Consider the following 21,158-nt stretch of genomic DNA (forward strand, 5'->3'; position numbering starts at 1 on the left):
ATATGAAATTGAGATACTTTGCTTTTTAGATAGTCCAGAAATAAATGACGGATACAAAGATGAAGAGGTATTGATACATGGGATAGCGTAGTTGTTCCCATCTAAGAAGAAGCATTTCCACAAATTTTAAAGGGACCAAGCTGCTATCTCACTCCATGAACATAGCACTTTAAAGAACTAGCAAAGACTTACTTTGTAGAAACATAATCTTTTTCAAAAACGATATTTCTACGTCACTATTGTTATGCTAGAATGAAAAAGATATTTATAGAGAGGAAGAACACACATGACAAAACCAGTAGTGGCGATTGTAGGTCGTCCAAACGTTGGAAAGTCAACAATATTCAATAGAATCGTTGGCGAACGTGTCTCTATTGTTGAAGATACACCAGGAATTACACGAGATAGAATTTATGCCAGTGGTGATTGGCTCACACATGATTTTAATATTATTGATACTGGTGGTATCGAAATTGGAGATGCCCCATTCCAAACACAAATTCGTGCACAAGCCGAAATCGCAATTGATGAAGCAGATGTGATTATTTTTATGACAAATGTACGCGAAGGTGTGACACAAAGTGACGAAATGGTCGCTCAAATGCTTTACAAATCAAAGAAACCAGTTGTTCTAGCTGTAAACAAAGTAGACAACCCAGAAATGCGTAACGATATCTATGACTTCTATACACTAGGCTTTGGTGAACCTTATCCATTATCAGGCTCACACGGACTTGGGTTAGGGGATTTATTAGAAGCTGTTGCAAAACACTTCAAACCAGAAGAAGAAGATCCATATGATGATTCTGTTATCAGACTATCATTAATCGGTCGTCCAAATGTTGGGAAATCAAGTCTTGTCAATGCTATTTTAGGTGAGGAACGTGTCATTGTTTCAAATATCGCAGGTACAACACGTGATGCGATTGATACCGAATACAGCTATGAAGGTCAAGATTATGTCTTAATAGATACTGCCGGTATGCGTAAAAAGGGGAAAGTATACGAAACAACTGAAAAATATTCCGTATTACGTGCCTTAAAAGCCATTGAACGCTCTAATGTTGTATTAGTTGTACTCGATGCCGAAACAGGTATTATCGAGCAAGATAAACGTGTCGCAGGCTATGCGCATGAAGAAGGTAAAGCAATTGTAATTGTTGTAAATAAATGGGATACGTTAGAAAAAGACAGTAAAACAATGAAACGTTTTATGGATGATATTCGTAATAACTTCCAATTTTTAGACTATGCGCAAATTGCCTTTGTTTCTGCAAAAGAGGGAACTCGTCTTCGTACTTTATTCCCACTTATTAATGAAGCGAGCGAAAACCATAAAAAACGCGTACAAAGTTCAACATTAAATGAAGTCATTACAGATGCGATTTCTATGAATCCGACACCAACAGATAAAGGTCGTCGCTTAAATATTTTCTACACAACACAAGTTGCAATTGAACCACCAACATTCGTTGTATTTGTAAACGATGTAGAATTAATGCATTTTTCATATAAACGTTATTTAGAAAATCAAATTCGTAGTGCTTTCGGATTTGAAGGTACGCCCGTTCACATTATTGCACGTAAGCGAAATTAGAATAACGGAGGGTGAGTGGAGATGACTAATATTACTGTTTTTGGGACTGGAAGTTTCGGTACTGCACTCGCAAATGTTCTTGCAGGTAACGGTCACAATACATTGATGTGGGGTAAAACTGCTAAAACTGTTGATGAGATAAATACAAAACATACAAATCACGCTTATCTAAAAGATGCAGCGATTCATGAATCAGTATCGGCAACAACAGATATTCAAGAAGCTGTCGATCATGCAGATATTTATTTGGTAGCAATACCTACTAAAGCTATTCGTACAGTATTATCACAAGTTGATGAACGATTAACTTCAAAGAAACAGTTCATTCATGTTGCAAAAGGTATTGAGAATAAAACATTTAAACGTGTCTCAGAAATGATTGAAGATGTCATTTCTCCAGATCATAATGGGGGCGTCGGTGTATTGTCAGGCCCGAGTCACGCTGAAGAAGTAGTCATTAAACAGCCGACAACTGTTGCAGCAGCTTCAAGTTGTCCTGAATTATGCAAAACCATTCAAGACTTATTTATGACAGATTATTTACGTGTCTATACGAATGAAGACTTGATTGGAGTAGAAATTGGTGGTGCATTAAAGAATATCATTGCGATTGCAAGTGGTGTGCTTGCCGGTCTAGGCTACGGTGACAATGCCAAAGCAGCACTGATTACACGTGGTTTAGCCGAAATCACACGTCTTGGTGTTAAATTAGGTGCTGATCCACTGACTTTCCAAGGCTTAGGTGGGATTGGTGACTTAATCGTAACATGCACGTCTACTCATTCACGTAACTACTCACTTGGTTATGCACTTGGTAGTGGTAAAACATTACAAGAAATACTCGATGAGATGAACATGGTGGCTGAAGGTGTTTATACAACTGAATCTGTTTATCATTTAGCAAAACAAATGAACGTTGAAATGCCAATTACTTCAGCACTTTATCATGTATTATTTGAATCACAACCTGTACAAGAAGCGTTAAAAGATTTAATGGGTAGAACAAAAAAATCAGAGTAATTTGGTCCATTTTTTAAAATTTAGGATAATCTAACCCTAAAAACATATCAAAATGCGATGAAACCGGTGTTTTTCGCACATAAATCATTGCAGATATACCTATTGTTGTGTTAAAGTCATACCATAATGATAAATGAGTTATCATTACATAACCTTTAAGGAGGCGAACTTGGACATGAACAAAACAGACTTAATCAACGCGGTTGCTGAACAAGCTGACTTAACTAAAAAAGACGCGAGCTTAGCAGTTGATGCCGTTTTTGAATCAATTCAAAACTCATTAGCTAAAGGTGACAAAGTACAATTAATCGGATTCGGTAACTTCGAAGTACGTGAACGTGCTGCTCGTAAGGGACGCAACCCACAAACAGGTAAAGAAATCGACATCCCTGCAAGCAAAGTACCAGCTTTCAAAGCGGGTAAAGCTTTAAAAGACGCAGTTAAATAATTCTTTTATCTACAAAAAGCCTACATTTTCATGTAGGTTTTTTTGTTTGTAGTATATTTAATCGTTGTTTCGGGTAATTCGCATTTTAATTTTTAGGGGTTAGTGTTAATATAGATAGTGACTAAATTGAGAGGTGGCTCACATGCAAAACACATATCAGTTACTTAATCAACAGATAAAACAACGTCTTGAAGGCATACAATTTTCACAAAAAATACATATCAATGAAGCACTCAGTCTAGTGCTCGATTCATTACATATTCCTGTCCAAGCAAAACTCGCATGTCTCTCAATCGATACATCACTTAAACATCTTGATAAAGTGAGCTATCAAAATTATGAGCGTGATGGTATTTTAATCGGTGATTTATTAAGTGCACATTATTACACTTTACTATCTGACATTAACAACACAGAATTTCAAATAAAGATGAGTCAAGCGATTATAAAAATTAATGAATTGAAATCCATGTTACAACATAAGGTAGATCAACTTCCACAATCTCAAGTAATTGAAATGATATATCACATTGAAACATTACTGATCAAACAAGTTTTAGATGTCTTTAAATCTGATAAAATAACGAGAGAACCTATTTCTGAACTGATTCAAAAATTGAATGTATCCGATATGAGTTATCTTCAATTGTTTGATCATGAAACATCGATCAATTTATTTCAACAATTACAAGAAAAATATACAAACTAATGAGGTTTAAATTATGAGTAAAAATAAAGCAAACAAAGAGCAAGTACATGAAGTCTTTCAAAATATTTCGGGGAAATATGACCGCTTAAATAATATTATCAGTTTTGAACAACACAAAAGCTGGCGTAAAAAAGTGATGAAAGAGATGAATGTGCAACCTGGATCTATTGCATTAGATGTATGTTGTGGCACAGCAGATTGGACGATTGCACTCAGTCATGCTGTCGGGCCAGATGGAGAAGTCACTGGACTAGATTTCAGTGAAAATATGTTAAAAGTTGGCGAAGAAAAAACAAGTAATATGGATAATATTCGTCTTGTCCAAGGTGATGCCATGGCACTGCCATTTGAAGACAATACATTTGATTATGTCACAATTGGTTTTGGACTGCGTAATATTCCAGATTATAAAGTGGCTCTAGCTGAAATGTATCGTGTACTAAAACCAGGCGGTATGGTTGTATGTCTAGAAACAAGTCAACCTACGATTCCTGTATTTAAACAAGGATATAAACTTTACTTTAAATTCATCATGCCATTGTTCGGTAAATTGTTCGCTAAATCAAAAGCAGAATATGAATGGCTACAACAGTCTGCGTTTGACTTTCCTGATCGAGACACATTAAAGCAGCTATTTGAAAGTGTTCATTTCCAAAATGTTAAAGTGAGAAGCTTTACTGGTGGTGTTGCAGCGATGCACCTCGCGTATAAACCGAACACGAATGATTAAAAGGTGAGTAGCATGTCGAAAATTAACTTAAATCAAGAAATAAAGACAATTGAAAAACGATTACAACAACTCGTTATAAGTGATGATTCTGTGCTTAGTTCGGCTTCGAGTCATCTGTTGAAGTCTGGGGGAAAACGCGTAAGACCTTTATTCGTTATTTTAAGTAGTCACGTGGGTCCTAACCCTTCAAATGAATCTGCTTATCGTGTTGCAACAGCACTGGAATTAATTCACATGGCTACGCTTGTGCATGACGATGTGATTGATTATAGTGATAAACGCCGTGGTAAAAAGACAATTGAGAAAAAATGGGATAAACCAACGGCTATTTTGACGGGTAACTTTCTACTTGCGAGAGCATTAGAATATTTATCTTATATTGAAGACCCTCAAATACACAAAACATTGTCACATGCCATCACTGAAGTTTGTCGTGGAGAACTTTTCCAATTTCAAGATCAATTTAGAGCTGATCAGTCCATGACAAATTATCTACGAAGAATTAATCGCAAAACGGCACTATTAATTCAACTGTCCACAGAAGTAGGGGCAATGACTTCAAATGCTGATGCGCATACTGTTCGTACAATGCGACAGATTGGACACTATATTGGCATGAGTTTCCAAATTATTGATGATATCTTGGACTTTACAAGTACAGCTGAAAAGCTTGGAAAACCAGTCGGCAGTGATTTGCACAATGGCCATCTGACATTACCTGTTTTATTAGAAATGCGAAAAGATCCAGTATTTAAACAAAAAATTGCATCATTGCATGCTGAAGCAGATCAAGCGCTATTTGAAGAATGTATTGAACATATACGACGTTCTGACGTTATTGAAGAATCAAAAGCCATTAGTGCGAAATATCTTGATAAAGCGACAAAGCAACTCGACTTATTATCAAATGATGCGCTAAAACCTCTTTTCCAAAAGATTATTAATAAATTACAACATCGAATGCGTTAATTTCAGATTGAAAGCGCTTTACTAACGTGGTAGTATATTGTTGTATGTTTATTAATAAGGGGGATTTTTCATGGAAAGAACTTTTGTAATGATTAAACCAGATGCAGTACAACGTAAACTAATTGGAGAAATTGTTCAACGCATCGAACGTAAGGGGCTAAAATTAGTCGGTGCTAAGTTGATGACTGTATCTCAATCATTAGCAGAAACACATTATGGCGAACACAAAGAAAGACCATTTTACAATGATTTAATTAGTTTCATTACATCAGCACCTGTATTTGCGATGGTAGTAGAAGGTGAAGATGCGGTCAATGTATCTCGTCATATCATTGGGGCTACAAATCCAACTGAAGCTTCTGTAGGCACAATTCGTGGTGATCTTGGCTTGACAGTAGGACGCAACGTAGTTCACGGATCAGATTCTGTAGAGTCAGCAGAACGAGAAATTGCTTTATGGTTTGACGAATCAGAAATTAGTTCATACACATTACCTGAAGAAGTTTGGGTATACGAATAATACATGTTATGGGTAGGTCGATTAGACCTGCCTTTTTTGTTTGGTTGTATCAATTTTTAGCGTTTGATATTTTAGTCATTAAAAGCGATAAAGTTTTTTGAAGTTTTCTGTTAATTAAATAAATAATTTATGCTATGATGTAAGACATATCTCATTCCGAAATAAATAAGATAATAGAGACAACTGATATACAAAATAAAAGTAGTACACAGGGGTGAAACATTATAAGTGTATTCGTTGGGCAACCTATCAACAGTGTCCCAACCTTATATTTTATTTATTAATTTTCCAGCCCCAATTTTTAAATAAATCGTTATAAAGGGAGTGTTATACATATGAGATTTTTAACAGCAGGAGAATCACATGGTCCGCAATTAACAGTCATTGTTGAAGGATTACCCGCTAATATGAAGGTAGATATTGAAAAATTAAATCAAGAAATGTATAAGCGACAAGGGGGATACGGTCGTGGTAGACGTATGCAAATAGAAAAAGATAGTGTTGAAATTGTTTCAGGTGTTCGCCATGGTTATACACTAGGTAGTCCCATTACCATCGTGATTAAAAATGATGACTTCACACATTGGCGTAATATTATGGGAGCTGCACCTATCTCTGAGCAAGAAGAAGCAGAGATGAAACGTGTGATTACAAAGCCAAGACCTGGACATGCAGACCTAGTTGGTGGTTTGAAATATCAGCATCGTGATTTGCGTAACGTACTTGAGCGTTCATCTGCACGTGAAACCGCTGCACGAGTAGCAGTAGGGGCCCTATGCAAACAACTCTTACAACAACTTGATATCGACGTGTATAGTCGTGTTGTTTCAATTGGCGGCATTAGTGACAAACCTGAATATGCCATTGAAGACATCATCAATCATGTTGATAGCAATGATGTTCGTGTTGTTGATGAAAACATTGCACAACAAATGCGTGATAAAATCGACCAAACGAAAAAAGACGGTGATTCAATTGGAGGCGTTGTACAAGTCATCGTCAATCATATGCCTGTGGGTATTGGCAGCTATGTTCACTATGATCGCAAGTTAGACGGCCGTATTGCACAAAGTGTTGTTGGGATCAATGCTTTTAAAGGTGTATCATTTGGTGAAGGATTTGCAGCCGGAGAAAAATTAGGTAGTGAAATCCAAGATCCTATCCATTACGATACAGAAAATGGGTACTACCGTGCTTCCAACCATCTAGGAGGACTAGAAGGTGGTATGTCAAACGGCATGCCATTAATTGTGAACGGTGTCATGAAACCTATTCCAACTTTATATCGTCCACTCGCATCAGTTGACATCAATACGAAAGAACCATTTAAAGCAACAATTGAACGTTCTGATAGCTGTGCCGTTCCAGCAGCGAGTATTGTCTGTGAACATGCCGTTACATTTGAAGTGGCACGTGCATTGTTAGAAGAATTTGAATCAAATGATATATCAATTCTAAAAGATCAAGTAGACAAGCGCCGTGAGATGAATATTAACTTTTAGTAGGAGGCCTCTTGATGAAATTAATGACAACTTATGCGAATGATAACTATCCAGTGATTGTCGCAAACCAAGCAATTGATTCTTTAGCACAGTTCGCAACAAACTATCAGGATGTCTTTCTATTTATAGATGAAAATGTAGAAGCAAACTGGTCCTCAAAAGTTCAAAATGCCACTCAACAAGGTATTACAAAAACCTTTATTTTACCAAGTGGCGAACAACTGAAAACACTTCAACATTATGAACTTTATATGGAACAGCTACTTTCCTTTCAACCAACTCGAAATACATGTTTAGTTGCTATAGGGGGCGGTGCTGTAGGTGACTTTGTGGGCTTTTTAGCCGCAACATTATTACGTGGTGTTGACTTTATACAAGTGCCTACAACGATTCTCGCCCATGATTCAAGTATTGGTGGGAAAGTAGGTATTAATGCAACACATGGCAAAAACTTAATCGGTGCTTTTCATAGACCTGCAGCTGTGTTGTATGATTTGGAATTTTTAACATCATTACCACAAAATGAAGTATTGAGTGGTTACGGTGAAGTCTATAAACATGGTTTATTGAATGGTGCAGATTCTGTAAAAACTTTAGAGACGACTTATCCCAATCTTTCTGCATTATTAAAATTAACGAATATGGAAGCACACCTCATTGATGGTATTCAAACAAAACTCAATATCGTCGTTAATGATGAAAAAGAGAAGGGGCAGCGTCAGTGGCTGAATCTGGGCCATACTTTTGGACATGCTGTGGAATATCAAACAAAGATACCACACGGTCATGCTGTCATGATTGGTATTTTATATCAAATGATTGTCGCGAATCTCATGCTACAAGCTAATCATCCAGTACAACATTATTATGATTATTTCAAACAACTGGGATACCCACTTCAAATGATTGAATCACTGAATTTTGAGCCATTATTAAAATTGATGAAACAAGATAAGAAAAATAATCAAATAGGTATTCGTATGGTACTTCTAAAAAATATAGGACAACCAACTGTAGAAACTGTACCGATTCATATATTAGAACAGGCGTTTAATACTTTAAAATCATATTGAAAGGAGTCGAACACATATGACCACATTGATTGATGTAAAGGGTCCATTAAAAGGAGAAATCACTGTTCCAGGTGATAAATCTATGACGCATCGAGCAATTATTCTATCATCATTAGCAAAAGGGCGTTCAGTGATTCATCAGCCACTACTCGGTGAAGATTGTTTACGTACAGCTGAAATCTTCCGTTTATTAGGTGTTTCTATTGACGTAAAGACAGATCAAATCATCGTAGACTCTCCTGGTTATAAAAACTTTAAAACACCACATCAAGTTCTGTATACAGGTAATTCAGGAACAACAACACGATTGTTAGCGGGTCTATTAGGTGGTTTAGGCATTCAAAGCGTCTTATCTGGAGATGAATCTATTGGTAAGCGCCCAATGGGACGTATATTAAAACCTCTTAAACAAATGAATATTGATATTTCAGGTATAGACAACGACTTTACACCACTTATTATTCAGCCGAGCCAAGTACGTGGGATTCAATATCTAATGCCGGTTGCAAGTGCACAAGTCAAAAGTGCCATATTATTTGCCGGTCTATTTGCTGATGAACAAACTGAAATAACAGAGATTGATATTTCTCGAAATCATACAGAAACCATGTTTGCACATTATGGTATTCCTATTGAAACAAGTCCGTTACATGTCACGTTACCAGAGCATGGTATCACACACATTCAACCAGCTGATTTTGATGTTCCTGGAGATATCTCATCAGCCGCTTTCTTTATCGTTGCTGGTCTCATTGTGCCGGGCAGTGATATTACAATACATCATGTTGGCATAAATCCTACACGAGATGGTATCCTAGAGGTTGTCAAAAATATGGGTGGGAACCTCACAATTTTTAATGAGACAACAGGCCCTGAACCAACGGCATCCATTCGTGTACAGTACACACCAAACCTTAAAGGAACAGAGATTAGTGGGAACTTGATACCAAGATGTATTGATGAACTACCAATTATTGCATTACTCTGTACACACGCTCAAGGTTCAAGTATGATAAAAAATGCTGAAGAATTAAAAGTTAAAGAAACCAACAGAATTGACACAACTGCCAACGAATTAAACAAACTCGGCTTATCACTCGAACCGACACATGATGGACTGATTATTCATCCGTCTGCTGTTTCTAAAGTAAGTGAATTAGACAGTCATACAGATCACCGTATTGGCATGATGTTAGCCATTGCGACAGTTTTGTCACAATCGACATATCAAATTAGCCGCTTCGACAGTGTCAACGTGTCATTTCCTGGTTTTTTATCTGTGTTAAAACAATTAGAAAATGAGGGATAACATGCAAGATATCTATAAGTTAATCGATGAGATCAATAGTCAAAAGTTAGACGACATCAATAGCCGTGTGGAACAAGCCATTCAATCTGATAATGATGAGGCTTTATTCTTACTCGGCGAGACATTATATCGTTTTGGATTGATGCCACAAGGATTGGACGTTTTTAGAGCATTATATATGAAATATCCAGATGAAGCAGATGTATTGATTTACTTCATTGAAGGACTCATTTCAGAAAATCATACTGACGAAGCATTAGAATACCTAAACGATGTAGAGTTAACACCTGAAAGATTGATGTTAGAAGCTGATTTATATCAACAGATTAACATGACAGATGTAGCTATTGATAAAGTACAACAAGCCATTGATATGCAACCATCTGATCCGATTTTACATTTCGCTATTGCAGAACTATTTTATTACGACGGACAATATTTACGTGCGTCACGTGAATATGATACCGTGCTTGAAGCAGGAGAACATATTGTAAATGGTGTGAACATTTTCTCACGTCTTGCTGATAGTAGCTTACAAAGTGGGAACTATTCAGATGCCCTACAATGGTTTGAGGAAATTCATGAACAAGAGATGACATCAGAAGACTACTTCAAAAAAGCCATTGCTTTCGATAAAAATGATTTAACACAAGAAGCAATAAAAATCGTGCGTACTTTATTACAAAAAGACCCTGATTATATGCAAGCATATTTTTATTTACAACAGCTTTATGAAAATGAAAAAGCCTATGAAGATGCCATTGAAATTGGTAAAGAAGGATTACGCTTAAATCAATTTTATAAAGAATTAATGTATTCAACGGGTGCATTACAAGTCGAACATGGCGATGCAGAAGATGGAGTAGCATTACTTAAACAAGCTTTAGAAATTGATCCCGCTTACCAAGAACCACTTATGTTACTTGCGGATTATTATCGCAATGAAGAAGATAATGAAGGACTTATCTCATTAATTCAATATACTGAAGAAGATGATATGGACCCACAATTCATGTGGCAAATTGCCTATGCGTTAGGGGAAGAAGAACGCGATAAAGAGGCGCAACATTTCTATGCACTCGCACACGAAACACTGCATAATAATATTGACTTCCTTGGTGATTACTATCATTATGTCGTTGAGATTGGAGATACAGCAACACGTGATAAACTGTTGGATCGATTGATTGAATTAGAACCTAATAATACACAATGGCATGAAGAACGTGACCGATATTTATAATATAGAGACACCATTTAACACATCTTTAAACATAGAAAAAAAACAATTTATTACGTATTTACTCTCACACTATACGTTCAAGTCTCGCATTAGCGTATGGTTACTGAATTATATTAAAGCAGATAAACAATTATTGGATGATGTTCGTTTTGTTGATCAATCAATCGAACATCATCCGACTTTAATATTGTCAACAATCCATTCAAAAGAAGTTGCCATTCAATATCGAGATGATGAACAAAATCTCATTAATTCAGATCAAATCTTTTATGCTGTTATTCATAAAGGACAACCGATAGATATCAAGCTTCAGTTTGAAAATGAGCAAACAAGAGATGATAAATTAGATCATATTTTACTCAGTCAATTACTACAACAATCAAATCACTCAGAATATATGGGGGATTTGTATCATATTGGACTTTCAACACAAACAGAGCAGTATTTATTGTCAATGCTGTCGTCACATATTGATATAAGTCTTACGATGCATGATGCTGAGTCTTTTTATTATTTCACACGCTTACGCAACACCTTGAAGTTACGTAAACACCATCATTAAATTTTGTATTACGAGGTATCATTTATGTCTCTTAAAGAACTTATACGTGCATTCCTGTTTTATAAGCCATTTTTATATTTTATACTTTTCTGTAATGTCTTAGGAACGATATATGGATACATTTGGTATGACTCACAACTATCACAAACACCTTGGTATTTTTGGCCATTTGTACCTGACAGTCCAACTGCGACACTTTTTTTATCAATCAGTTTACTATTATTCATCATGAATAAGCAATCAGCCATCATCGATACGCTGGCTTTTGTTACTTTATTTAAATATGGCATATGGGCTGTCATTATGAACTTCATGTTATTTTATGAAGACAATACGATCTATATTACAGGTGTCATGCTCATTATGTCTCACGGTGTGATGGCCATTCAAGCATTGATATTTTTACCGAGGTTTTGCTTTACGTATGGTAGCCTTGCTTTAACAATGATATGGGTGATTCATAATGATGTGATTGATTATGTCTTCCATCAATATCCGGTTTATGGCTCATTAGCAAGTTATGAAAATATTATTGGATATATTGCATTTTGGTTATCAATGATACCGCTTCTGTATGTCATTTTAAAAATCAAACAGCGTACAAGTAAATAGTTTGACCCTTATACATGAACCACGTAAAATATAACAAAAGGAGTGAACAACATGTCTTTAGTTTCAATGATAGTATATTTTGCCATCATTATGATTCTTCCAATGTATGCACAACACAGTGTAAAATCTAACTATGAAAAATACTCAAAAGTAAGATCAACTAGTGGTAAGACAGGAAGAGAAGTTGCATTAGAAATATTACATGCAAATGGTATACATGATGTAGATGTTAAAGAAGGTAATGGCTTTTTAACAGACCATTACGATCCAAAGAATAAAGTTGTCGTTTTATCACCGGCAAACTATAGTCGTCCAAGTGTAGCGGGTACAGCCATTGCGGCTCATGAAGTTGGACATGCCATTCAACATTATGAAGGGTATTTCTTCTTACGTTTCCGTTCAGCACTTGTTCCAGTTGCAAACTTAGGTAGCTCATTATCATATATCTTTATTATGATGGGCGTTGTTTTGACTGCAATGAATAGTGCTTTTGGAACTTCAGCATTATGGATTGGTATTTTCTTAATGGCGTTTGCAGTGTTATTCTCAATTGTTACTTTACCAGTTGAGTTTGATGCAAGTAAACGTGCCATGAACCAAATCAAAAAAATGCAAATTGTAAATGAAAAAGAATACAAACATGCAGGACGTGTGTTACGTGCAGCAGCTATGACATATGTTGCAGCAACAGCTGTAGCGGTAGCTGAGCTATTACGCTTTATCTTACTTGCACGTTCACAAGAATAGTCTTAAAAGCTGAAACGAAATGGTTTCAGCTTTTTTATGTTTTAAAAACAGAGGTTGAGATTTTGAAGGGAACACTTGAAATTGAGTAGAACTCGAACAGCGATCTAAATTGATTTCCAAGTACACAAATATATAATGGCTCAACCACAAAATACATCTCCAACACTTTCTTCATATTAATCTTCACTTTTAATAACCTCTCAGAACGATACAAATCTTAAAGATTCTTTCCCCAATTTTTTATTTGTTTCAATAAGCTTCAAGAATTGCCCAAGGCGCCATATACATGTATCATAAAAGAGAATGCTTAAAAGAAAGAGGTCGTATCATGTCAAAATCTATGTATGATATGCAACAAGAAGTAGATGCTTATATTTCACAATTTAAAGCGGGGTATTTTTCACCACTCGCTAACTTAGCACGCATGACTGAGGAAGTCGGCGAACTTGCACGTGAAATCAATCATTATTACGGAGAAAAACAAAAAAAAGAAAGTGAAGCAGCGAATACAATTGAAGCAGAATTAGGCGATAATCTATTTGTATTACTTTGTATTGCCAATTCATTAAATATTGATATGACAGAAAGTTTTAATCAGACGATGCACAAGTTTAATACACGTGATAAAGATCGTTTTGAAAGAAAATAAAGGAGGTCTTTTCATGAAAATAGGGATTACTTGCTATCCATCTATCGGGGGGTCAGGTGTTATTGCAACTGAGTTAGGCATCTTGATGGCTGAACGTGGTCATGAAGTTCACTTCATCACGTCAAATATGCCATTTAGACTCAATAAACCGATTCCGAACATCACGTTTCACCAAGTTGATGTGAACCAATATGCAGTTTTTCAATATCCACCATATGACATCTCTTTAAGTACGAAAATTGCAAATGTCATCAATGAATATGATCTTGATGTCCTGCATATGCATTATGCAATACCACATGCGATATGCGGTATTCTTGCGCGACAAATGTCGGGTAAAGATATTAAGATCATGACGACATTACATGGGACTGATATTACTGTATTAGGATATGATCATGCTTTGCGAAATGCCATCAAATTCGGTATTGAACAAAGTGATGTTGTCACAAGCGTTAGCCAATCATTGAAAGATGAAACGTATGAAATCATTCAGCCTAATAAAGATATTGTGCCGATTTATAATTTTGTACGTGAATCAGAATTCCCAACAGAATATCAACCTGAATTAAAGGCTAGCTATGGCATTCCTGATGATGAGAAGGTCATTATTCATGTTTCAAATTTCCGTAAAGTCAAACGGATTGATACAATTCTTGATACGTTTAATCTCATACGACAAGAAACAAAAGCAAAACTATTACTTATTGGAGATGGTCCGGAACTGCTGGATATGCGTGAAAAGGCACGTGACTTAAACATACTTGATGATGTTTTATTCTTAGGAAAACAAGATTGTGTGAGCAATTTCTATCAAATATCAGACCTAGTACTCCTAATGAGTGAAAAAGAAAGTTTTGGTTTAACACTACTTGAAGCTATGACAACTGGGGTTGTTCCAATTGGTACTTATGCTGGTGGTATTAAAGAAGTCATTAAACATGGGGAAACGGGTTATTTAGTAGAAGTGGGTGACAGTGAAAAAGCAGCTGAATATGCCTTGAAGTTATTGTCAGATCCAAAGCTATACAAGACATTACAACAAAATATGATTAAAGATGTGACTGAACGCTTCCATTCTTCAATTATCGCTGATCAGTATGAAGCACAATATCGTGAAATGATTGGAGACATTAATCATGCATGAGAAAGAAAAATTTAATGCTGCATTGCCAGTGATGCAGCAGCTTGTTGATCATGGATACGAGGCATATTTTGTAGGGGGATCAGTGCGCGATTTTTTAATGCAACGTCCGATTAATGATATCGATATGACAACGAACGCAATGCCTGATGAAGTAGAGGCACTGTTCGATCATACCATACCTATTGGGAAAGAACATGGTACCATCAATGTTGTATGGCAAGACGATCATTATGAAATTACGACTTTCCGTACTGAAGGAGACTACATTGACCATCGACGTCCAAGTGAAGTGACTTTTGTACGAGATCTATATCAAGATGTTGAACGCCGTGACTTTACAATTAATGCAATAGCCATGGATCAAAATTTTAAGATAAAAGATTATTTTAATGGTCAACATGATATTCAAGAGAAAATCATCCGTACAGTAGGAAATCCTATAGAACGCTTTGAAGAAGACGCATTACGTATTTTAAGAGGACTGCGTTTTCAATCACAACTTGGCTTTTCCATTGCACCAGAAACATATGAAGCAATGATGAAACAAGTGTCTGATATTGAATACCTTGCAATAGAACGTATCATGGTGGAGTTAGAAAAGTTATTATCTGGTCTTTTTGTTGAAAAATCTTTTGAATCACTACAGTCTATCAATGTATGGCAATTTCTTCCTTATTTTAAAGCTTATGATATGCAAAAAGTCCGTATACATTCACCCGTGACATTACCACAATTTTTAGCCATCATCATGTACCAAATGAACAATCAATCTGTGAGTACAAGACAATTAAAACGCAGTAAAGATGAAATCAGGCATGCCGAGCAATTACTCCGAGCAATCCAACAAGCACCAAGATTATCAACACAAAATGAACTACGCCAATTTATCTATGATTTTGGTAAAGCATGTTGTTTGGAGCTATTATCCTTGCAATCTGTTTTAGAATTAAATGGCATTCCAACAGTATCCACATTGATATTTAATACCCAAACCATTGAAGAAATATGGCGTGATTTAACCATTAAAAACCGCCAACAATTAGCTGTTGATGGTAAGATATTGATGACTGTGTTTGATAAAAAAGCAGGACCTTGGTTAAAAGAAACATTGCGATATGCTGAGTGTGCTGTCGTTCAAAATAAAGTAACCAATATAGAACAAGAAATCATTGAATGGGTGAAACAAAATGTCGAAATATCGTGATCAAATTCTTGAATTGCTAACGAATGCGCAACCGGAATATGTATCTGGACAAATGATTGCCGAACAACTAAATATTTCACGTATGACTGTTAAAAAAGTGATTGATCAACTTAAATCAGAAGATGTCTCTATTGATTCTGTTCATAAAAAAGGACACCGATTAAATGCTTATCCAATGACATGGTATAAAGGTATTTTACAAGGATTGCTACAGGAACAAACTTTAATTCAAACCATTGAGACGTTTGAATCAGTGGCGTCAACACAAGATATTGCCAAACATATGTTAATTGATCATTCTGAAAGCATGTTGATTTTAAGCGATGAACAAACGGCAGGAAAAGGACGTTTCAAACGCCCTTGGCAATCTTCAAAAGGGAAAGGGATTTGGATGACACTTGTGTTACGTCCCAATATCCCATTTTCAATGCTTACAACATTTAACTTATTTATATCATTAGCTATTTGCCACACCATTCAACAATATGTTGATGAAAAAGTTTCAATTAAATGGCCAAATGATATTTATATCGGCGACAATAAAGTGTGCGGATTTTTAACAGAAATGATTGCGAATGCAGATGGTATCGAAGCAGTCATTTGTGGTATTGGAATCAATGTAAACCAACAACAACATGACTTTGACACATCTGTACCACTCAAAGCAACAAGTATCCGTCAACACCGTCATACAGATGTTGAGCTTTATATATTTATCCGTGATCTTATCTTAAATATTGAGCAACGCTATGAACAATTTTTAACAGAGCCTTTCAGTCATATAAAAGAAGAATATATCGCTGTTTCAAATATTTGGAATCGTCGACTACGCTTCACTGAAGGAGATAAACAATTTTATGGAAAAGTCATAAAAATTGATGATGACGGCTTTTTATATGTATTAGATGAAAAAGGAGATCTTCACCGCCTTATGAGCGCGGATATTGAAATCCCATAAGCGTATTGTGAAAGGAGGGGGATGACAGAATGAATTCAACGAGATATGCCGTCGTAGACCTTGAGACGACAGGAAACCAAGCCTATACTGATGATATTATTCAAATCGGTATCGTATTTATTGAAAATCATAAAATCATCGATAAATACCAATCAATGATTAAAACAGATAAAGAAATCCCGACATTTATCCAGGCGCTTACAGCTATTGAAAATGACATGTTGACTCAAGCCCCTTATTTTCATGAGATTGCTAATGAATTATTTCAAAAATTACAAGGTTGTATTTTCGTTGCACATAATGTCAACTTTGATTTAAACTTTTTAAAAATTGCCTTTGAACAATGTCATATCACTTATCAACCTACTCGAGTGATTGACACATTAGAAATGTTCAAAATTGCTTTCCCATCAGAAAAAAGTTATCAATTAAGTGAGCTGGCAGATGCTCTAAATATTCCTTTAACACAAGCACACCGAGCAGATGAAGATGCTGAGACAACGGCAAAAATTATGCTTTATGCCTTCGAAAAGTTTGAGCGATTTCCCATTGAAACGAAAAAGCAGTTATATTATTTAAGTAAAAACCTTAAATTTCATTTGCATGACTATTTCTTTGAACTTGTACGACTTCATGTTTCAAAAAAAGCTGTCTCGTCACATTTAAAACAATTTGAACAAATATTTTATAAACCAATGCGTCTCTTAGAAAAGTCTCATATTGATTTTGATGGTGATTTGAACACTTTATATCAAAAAGTGATCAATCATGCTGGATATCAATACCGTGAAGATCAACGCTACCTGGCAGAAGTTATTCACAATCAACTCTTGCATAACGAGAATGCACTGATTGAGGCGGAAACAGGTAGTGGTAAGTCATTGGCATACTTATTAGCAGCTGTCATGTATTATCTAGAAACAGAAGAACATGTAATGATTTCGACCAATACAAAGTTGTTACAACACCAATTGCTGGAGAATGATATACCACTCCTTAATAAAGCTTTAAATACGCATATTAATGCATGCATGATCAAAAGTAAACGAGATTACATGTCACTAGGCTTAGTCCAACAAATTTTACGCGACGAAACAAATAATTATGAAGTAAACTTACTCAAACTTCAATTACTTGTATGGTTGTTAGAAACAAATACAGGCGATGTACACGAGCTTAATTTACGTGGGGGGGTACAAATGTATCTCGATCAAAAAATCGAAACATATGTGCCTGTTCGGAGAGATGTGGACTATTATTATCAAATGAAGGTACAAGCACCGAATATTCAAATTGGTGTGACCAACCATGCACATTTATTACGATCATCTTCAGAAAATATGATTTATCAATTATTTAATCATTGTATTATGGATGAAGCACATCGTTTACCTGACTATGCTTTAGATTGTGCTGTACATGAAGTAGGCTATGCAGATATTAAATATCAACTCGGTCTTATCGGCAAAACTGAAAATGAAAAGTTGCTTGGCCAAATTGATGAACTTGAACAATTGCGTATCAAAGGGAAATTAGACATTGCCCCTATGAATGTATTTTCAATCAAACAGGATATAAGCGAAATACATGAAATGAATGAAGCTTTGTTTGAAAATATTTATTCGCAAATTGAGCCTGAACAATTACATAATGATGAATCATCAAAACGCTATTTTCACTACAACTTAAAAAATGAAGGTATTTTAAGTCTAATTCAACAATTAAACAAGAAGATCCTTCTGACACTGTTACATTTTGAAACGATTAAACATAAAACCGTCAAAACATTACGTAAACAACTCTTGAATATCGTTGCGCAATTGAAACCTTTTGAAGAAGGGTTAAAGGCACAAAAAGTGTTTTATATCTCACTTAAAAATTTGGATCAAAAAGCAACAATCAGATTGCATATTAAAGAAATGGATGTCAAAACTGTTTTAACTGAAAAATTGTTGTTACAATTCAAATCTCTTACATTTATTTCAGGTACTTTAACATTTAATCAGTCATTTACAGCCTTTCAAAACTGGTTCAAAGAAGGGACATCATTTAATCAATATCAAATACAATCTCAGCCTGTAAAATATGATAACGGTTATCTCTTTTTGCCAGATGATATTGAGGCATTTGATTATCAAAATTATGACAATTATATTCAAACCATTGTTGAATATATTACGCGTTACGTGTCGACCATAAATGGTAAGTGTCTCGTTTTATTTACAAATTATCAGATGCTTTATACAGTCATGGAATATCTCAATGAAATAGAACTATTTGATGATTATGTGATTCTTGCACAACAGCAAAGTCAAAATCAAAAAATCATCCAGCAATTCAATCATTTTGAAAAAGCTATTCTTCTTGGAACTAGTAGCTTTTTTGAAGGATTCGACTATCAAGCAAATGGCGTAAAATGCGTGATGATCGCTAAGCTACCATTCATGAATCAACACGCAACAAAACCATTTTTATTAAAAGACGAATTCTCTAATATTTTTAAAGATTATATTTTACCTGATGCTGTCACTCGTTTTAGACAAGGTCTCGGTAGATTGTTAAGAAATGAGAAAGATAAGGGCATTATCGTTTCATTTGATAATCGTTTAACGAGTAGTCGATTTAAATCGTTTTTCCAACAAACCATAGAACCTTATCATCAACAGACAGGGAATATTGATGATTTTGAAAAGTGTCTTAAACAGCTCGACCATCAAGTCGTTAAACATTAAAATCTATGCGAATGCTATATAATTTTTTATGAACGCTAGATGTACCAATTAAGTTTTGTTAAAATAATAGCAGTAAATAAAATAGGAGATTAATTTATGAAAACAACTATTAAAGAAGCAAAAAATCATATTGGAAAAGAAGTAACAATTGGCGCTTGGCTTGCCAATAAACGCTCAAGTGGTAAGATTGCATTTTTACAATTACGTGATGGTACAGGCTTTATGCAAGGTGTTGTTGTTAAATCAGAAGTTGGGGAAGAGATTTTTAAAACAGCGAAGTCTCTTACGCAAGAATCTTCTATCTATATCACTGGAGAAATTACAGAAGATCAACGTTCTGACTTAGGCTATGAAATGCAAGTGAAAGAAATTGAAGTCATTCATGAAGCACATGACTATCCAATCACACCTAAAAGCCACGGTACAGAATTCTTAATGGACCACCGTCACTTGTGGTTACGTTCTAAAAAACAACACGCTGTGATGAAGATTCGTAATGAAATCATCCGTGCGACTTATGAATTTTTCAACGACAATGGTTTCACAAAAGTGGACCCACCAATCTTAACAGCAAGCGCACCTGAAGGAACAAGTGAATTATTCCATACAAAATACTTTGATGAAGATGCGTTCCTATCACAAAGTGGTCAACTTTATATGGAAGCTGCCGCTATGGCACACGGCAAAGTATTCTCATTCGGCCCAACATTCCGTGCTGAAAAATCAAAAACACGTCGTCATTTAATTGAGTTCTGGATGATTGAACCTGAAATGGCATTCACAAACCATGCTGAAAGTTTAGAAGTACAAGAAGCTTATGTTTCATTTGTGGTTCAATCTGTACTTAAAAATTGTGCACTTGAACTGAAAGTATTAGATCGTGACACATCAAAACTTGAAAAAGTGGTTGCACCATTCCCACGTATCACGTATGATGATGCCATTACATTCTTACATGAAGCAGGATTCGATGATATCGAGTGGGGAGATGACTTTGGCGCACCTCACGAAACAGCAATTGCAAATCACTATGATTTACCTGTATTTATCGTCAACTATCCAACAAAAATTAAACCATTCTATATGCAACCAAACCCAGAAAATGAAGACACGGTATTATGTGCAGATTTAATCGCACCTGAAGGATATGGTGAAATCATTGGTGGTTCTGAGCGTATCAATGATTTAGAACTATTAGAATCACGTATTAATGCACACAACTTAGACCCAGAAAGCTATCAATATTACCTAGATTTACGTAAATATGGTAGTGTACCACACAGTGGATTTGGTTTAGGCTTAGAAAGAACAGTGGCTTGGATTTCTGGTGTTGAACACGTTCGTGAAACATCACCATTCCCACGTTTATTAAACAGATTATACCCATAAGAAACTAACATAAAGAAGCACTCTCTTTATAATGTTTA

Annotated in this window: 20 protein-coding genes; all 20 read left to right on the top strand. The window is 35.5% G+C overall.

The features are described from left to right. The first annotated feature begins 286 nt into the window (after window positions 1-286). The 20 genes from der (at window position 287) to asnS (ending at window position 21,120) form a co-directional block, all read left to right on the top strand. Window positions 287-1,597, top strand: a complete 1,311-nt coding sequence (der, locus tag MUA88_RS06055) for a ribosome biogenesis GTPase Der (protein ID WP_262605221.1) — start codon at window positions 287-289, stop codon at window positions 1,595-1,597. A 21-nt stretch (window positions 1,598-1,618) separates the two neighbouring features. Then, a complete protein-coding gene (locus tag MUA88_RS06060) occupies window positions 1,619-2,617 on the top strand; it encodes an NAD(P)H-dependent glycerol-3-phosphate dehydrogenase (RefSeq protein WP_262603300.1) in 999 nt (332 codons plus the stop codon). Between the two features lie 175 nt (window positions 2,618-2,792). Further along, a complete protein-coding gene (locus MUA88_RS06065) occupies window positions 2,793-3,065 on the top strand; it encodes a non-specific DNA-binding protein Hbs (protein WP_095118132.1) in 273 nt (90 codons plus the stop codon). Between the two features lie 142 nt (window positions 3,066-3,207). Next, on the top strand, window positions 3,208-3,774 hold the full coding sequence (locus MUA88_RS06070) for a heptaprenyl diphosphate synthase component 1 (protein ID WP_262605222.1): 567 nt from the start codon (window positions 3,208-3,210) through the stop codon (window positions 3,772-3,774). A gap of 13 nt (window positions 3,775-3,787) precedes the next feature. Then, on the top strand, window positions 3,788-4,504 hold the full coding sequence (locus MUA88_RS06075) for a demethylmenaquinone methyltransferase (protein WP_262603302.1): 717 nt from the start codon (window positions 3,788-3,790) through the stop codon (window positions 4,502-4,504). Between the two features lie 12 nt (window positions 4,505-4,516). Continuing rightward, window positions 4,517-5,473 (top strand): polyprenyl synthetase family protein, encoded by a 957-nt coding sequence (locus MUA88_RS06080; RefSeq protein ID WP_262605223.1) that lies wholly within the window; start codon window positions 4,517-4,519, stop codon window positions 5,471-5,473. A 70-nt stretch (window positions 5,474-5,543) separates the two neighbouring features. Further along, window positions 5,544-5,993: a nucleoside-diphosphate kinase gene (ndk, locus tag MUA88_RS06085; RefSeq protein WP_262603304.1), complete on the top strand. Its 450-nt coding sequence runs from the start codon at window positions 5,544-5,546 to the stop codon at window positions 5,991-5,993. Between the two features lie 335 nt (window positions 5,994-6,328). After that, a complete protein-coding gene (aroC, locus tag MUA88_RS06090; protein ID WP_262605224.1) occupies window positions 6,329-7,495 on the top strand; it encodes a chorismate synthase in 1,167 nt (388 codons plus the stop codon). 14 nt (window positions 7,496-7,509) lie between these two features. After that, window positions 7,510-8,568, top strand: coding sequence for a 3-dehydroquinate synthase (gene aroB / locus MUA88_RS06095; RefSeq protein ID WP_262603306.1), 1,059 nt, complete (start codon window positions 7,510-7,512; stop codon window positions 8,566-8,568). 16 nt (window positions 8,569-8,584) lie between these two features. Continuing rightward, the gene (aroA, locus tag MUA88_RS06100) at window positions 8,585-9,877 is read left to right on the top strand and encodes a 3-phosphoshikimate 1-carboxyvinyltransferase (RefSeq protein ID WP_262605225.1); all 1,293 of its coding nucleotides are present in this window, start codon (window positions 8,585-8,587) and stop codon (window positions 9,875-9,877) included. 1 nt (window position 9,878) lies between these two features. Next, the gene (locus MUA88_RS06105; protein ID WP_262603308.1) at window positions 9,879-11,120 is read left to right on the top strand and encodes a tetratricopeptide repeat protein; all 1,242 of its coding nucleotides are present in this window, start codon (window positions 9,879-9,881) and stop codon (window positions 11,118-11,120) included. Further along, window positions 11,095-11,682, top strand: coding sequence for a YpiB family protein (locus MUA88_RS06110; protein ID WP_262603309.1), 588 nt, complete (start codon window positions 11,095-11,097; stop codon window positions 11,680-11,682). The genes MUA88_RS06105 and MUA88_RS06110 overlap by 26 nt, the downstream gene beginning before the upstream one ends. A gap of 24 nt (window positions 11,683-11,706) precedes the next feature. Continuing rightward, on the top strand, window positions 11,707-12,294 hold the full coding sequence (locus MUA88_RS06115) for a DUF1405 domain-containing protein (protein WP_262605226.1): 588 nt from the start codon (window positions 11,707-11,709) through the stop codon (window positions 12,292-12,294). Between the two features lie 51 nt (window positions 12,295-12,345). Then, entirely contained in the window at window positions 12,346-13,041 is a 696-nt protein-coding gene (locus tag MUA88_RS06120) for a zinc metallopeptidase (protein WP_262603311.1), read from the top strand. A gap of 328 nt (window positions 13,042-13,369) precedes the next feature. Next, the gene (locus tag MUA88_RS06125) at window positions 13,370-13,690 is read left to right on the top strand and encodes a nucleotide pyrophosphohydrolase (RefSeq protein ID WP_262603312.1); all 321 of its coding nucleotides are present in this window, start codon (window positions 13,370-13,372) and stop codon (window positions 13,688-13,690) included. Window positions 13,691-13,703: 13 nt separating this feature from the next. Beyond that, window positions 13,704-14,837: an N-acetyl-alpha-D-glucosaminyl L-malate synthase BshA gene (gene bshA / locus MUA88_RS06130; RefSeq protein ID WP_262605227.1), complete on the top strand. Its 1,134-nt coding sequence runs from the start codon at window positions 13,704-13,706 to the stop codon at window positions 14,835-14,837. Then, window positions 14,830-16,041: a CCA tRNA nucleotidyltransferase gene (locus MUA88_RS06135; protein WP_262605228.1), complete on the top strand. Its 1,212-nt coding sequence runs from the start codon at window positions 14,830-14,832 to the stop codon at window positions 16,039-16,041. The genes bshA and MUA88_RS06135 overlap by 8 nt, the downstream gene beginning before the upstream one ends. Further along, window positions 16,025-16,999 carry a biotin--[acetyl-CoA-carboxylase] ligase gene (locus MUA88_RS06140; RefSeq protein ID WP_262605229.1) on the top strand — a complete coding sequence of 325 codons (975 nt, stop codon included), beginning with the start codon at window positions 16,025-16,027 and terminating at the stop codon, window positions 16,997-16,999. Before MUA88_RS06135 ends, MUA88_RS06140 begins: the two co-directional genes overlap by 17 nt. 29 nt (window positions 17,000-17,028) lie before the next feature. Beyond that, complete coding sequence (locus MUA88_RS06145; RefSeq protein ID WP_262605230.1) at window positions 17,029-19,731, top strand: helicase C-terminal domain-containing protein; 2,703 nt, start codon at window positions 17,029-17,031, stop codon at window positions 19,729-19,731. Window positions 19,732-19,827: 96 nt separating this feature from the next. Further along, on the top strand, window positions 19,828-21,120 hold the full coding sequence (gene asnS / locus MUA88_RS06150; RefSeq protein ID WP_262603317.1) for an asparagine--tRNA ligase: 1,293 nt from the start codon (window positions 19,828-19,830) through the stop codon (window positions 21,118-21,120). Window positions 21,121-21,158: the final 38 nt, after the last annotated feature.

Source organism: Staphylococcus sp. IVB6240 (assembly GCF_025558425.1).
GTDB lineage: Bacteria > Bacillota > Bacilli > Staphylococcales > Staphylococcaceae > Staphylococcus.

Bases quoted from the DNA above. Each gene is read 5' to 3' on its own strand.
- MUA88_RS06075 (WP_262603302.1), top strand. From the start codon at position 3,788: ATGAGTAAAAATAAAGCAAACAAAGAGCAAGTACATGAAGTCTTTCAA.
- ndk (WP_262603304.1), top strand. From the start codon at position 5,544: ATGGAAAGAACTTTTGTAATGATTAAACCAGATGCAGTACAACGTAAA.
- der (WP_262605221.1), top strand. From the start codon at position 287: ATGACAAAACCAGTAGTGGCGATTGTAGGTCGTCCAAACGTTGGAAAG.
- MUA88_RS06110 (WP_262603309.1), top strand. From the start codon at position 11,095: ATGAAGAACGTGACCGATATTTATAATATAGAGACACCATTTAACACA.
- MUA88_RS06105 (WP_262603308.1), top strand. From the start codon at position 9,879: ATGCAAGATATCTATAAGTTAATCGATGAGATCAATAGTCAAAAGTTA.
- MUA88_RS06125 (WP_262603312.1), top strand. From the start codon at position 13,370: ATGTCAAAATCTATGTATGATATGCAACAAGAAGTAGATGCTTATATT.
- MUA88_RS06135 (WP_262605228.1), top strand. From the start codon at position 14,830: ATGCATGAGAAAGAAAAATTTAATGCTGCATTGCCAGTGATGCAGCAG.
- aroA (WP_262605225.1), top strand. From the start codon at position 8,585: ATGACCACATTGATTGATGTAAAGGGTCCATTAAAAGGAGAAATCACT.
- MUA88_RS06120 (WP_262603311.1), top strand. From the start codon at position 12,346: ATGTCTTTAGTTTCAATGATAGTATATTTTGCCATCATTATGATTCTT.
- MUA88_RS06115 (WP_262605226.1), top strand. From the start codon at position 11,707: ATGTCTCTTAAAGAACTTATACGTGCATTCCTGTTTTATAAGCCATTT.
- MUA88_RS06140 (WP_262605229.1), top strand. From the start codon at position 16,025: ATGTCGAAATATCGTGATCAAATTCTTGAATTGCTAACGAATGCGCAA.
- aroC (WP_262605224.1), top strand. From the start codon at position 6,329: ATGAGATTTTTAACAGCAGGAGAATCACATGGTCCGCAATTAACAGTC.
- MUA88_RS06145 (WP_262605230.1), top strand. From the start codon at position 17,029: ATGAATTCAACGAGATATGCCGTCGTAGACCTTGAGACGACAGGAAAC.
- MUA88_RS06080 (WP_262605223.1), top strand. From the start codon at position 4,517: ATGTCGAAAATTAACTTAAATCAAGAAATAAAGACAATTGAAAAACGA.
- MUA88_RS06070 (WP_262605222.1), top strand. From the start codon at position 3,208: ATGCAAAACACATATCAGTTACTTAATCAACAGATAAAACAACGTCTT.
- asnS (WP_262603317.1), top strand. From the start codon at position 19,828: ATGAAAACAACTATTAAAGAAGCAAAAAATCATATTGGAAAAGAAGTA.
- MUA88_RS06065 (WP_095118132.1), top strand. From the start codon at position 2,793: ATGAACAAAACAGACTTAATCAACGCGGTTGCTGAACAAGCTGACTTA.
- MUA88_RS06060 (WP_262603300.1), top strand. From the start codon at position 1,619: ATGACTAATATTACTGTTTTTGGGACTGGAAGTTTCGGTACTGCACTC.
- aroB (WP_262603306.1), top strand. From the start codon at position 7,510: ATGAAATTAATGACAACTTATGCGAATGATAACTATCCAGTGATTGTC.
- bshA (WP_262605227.1), top strand. From the start codon at position 13,704: ATGAAAATAGGGATTACTTGCTATCCATCTATCGGGGGGTCAGGTGTT.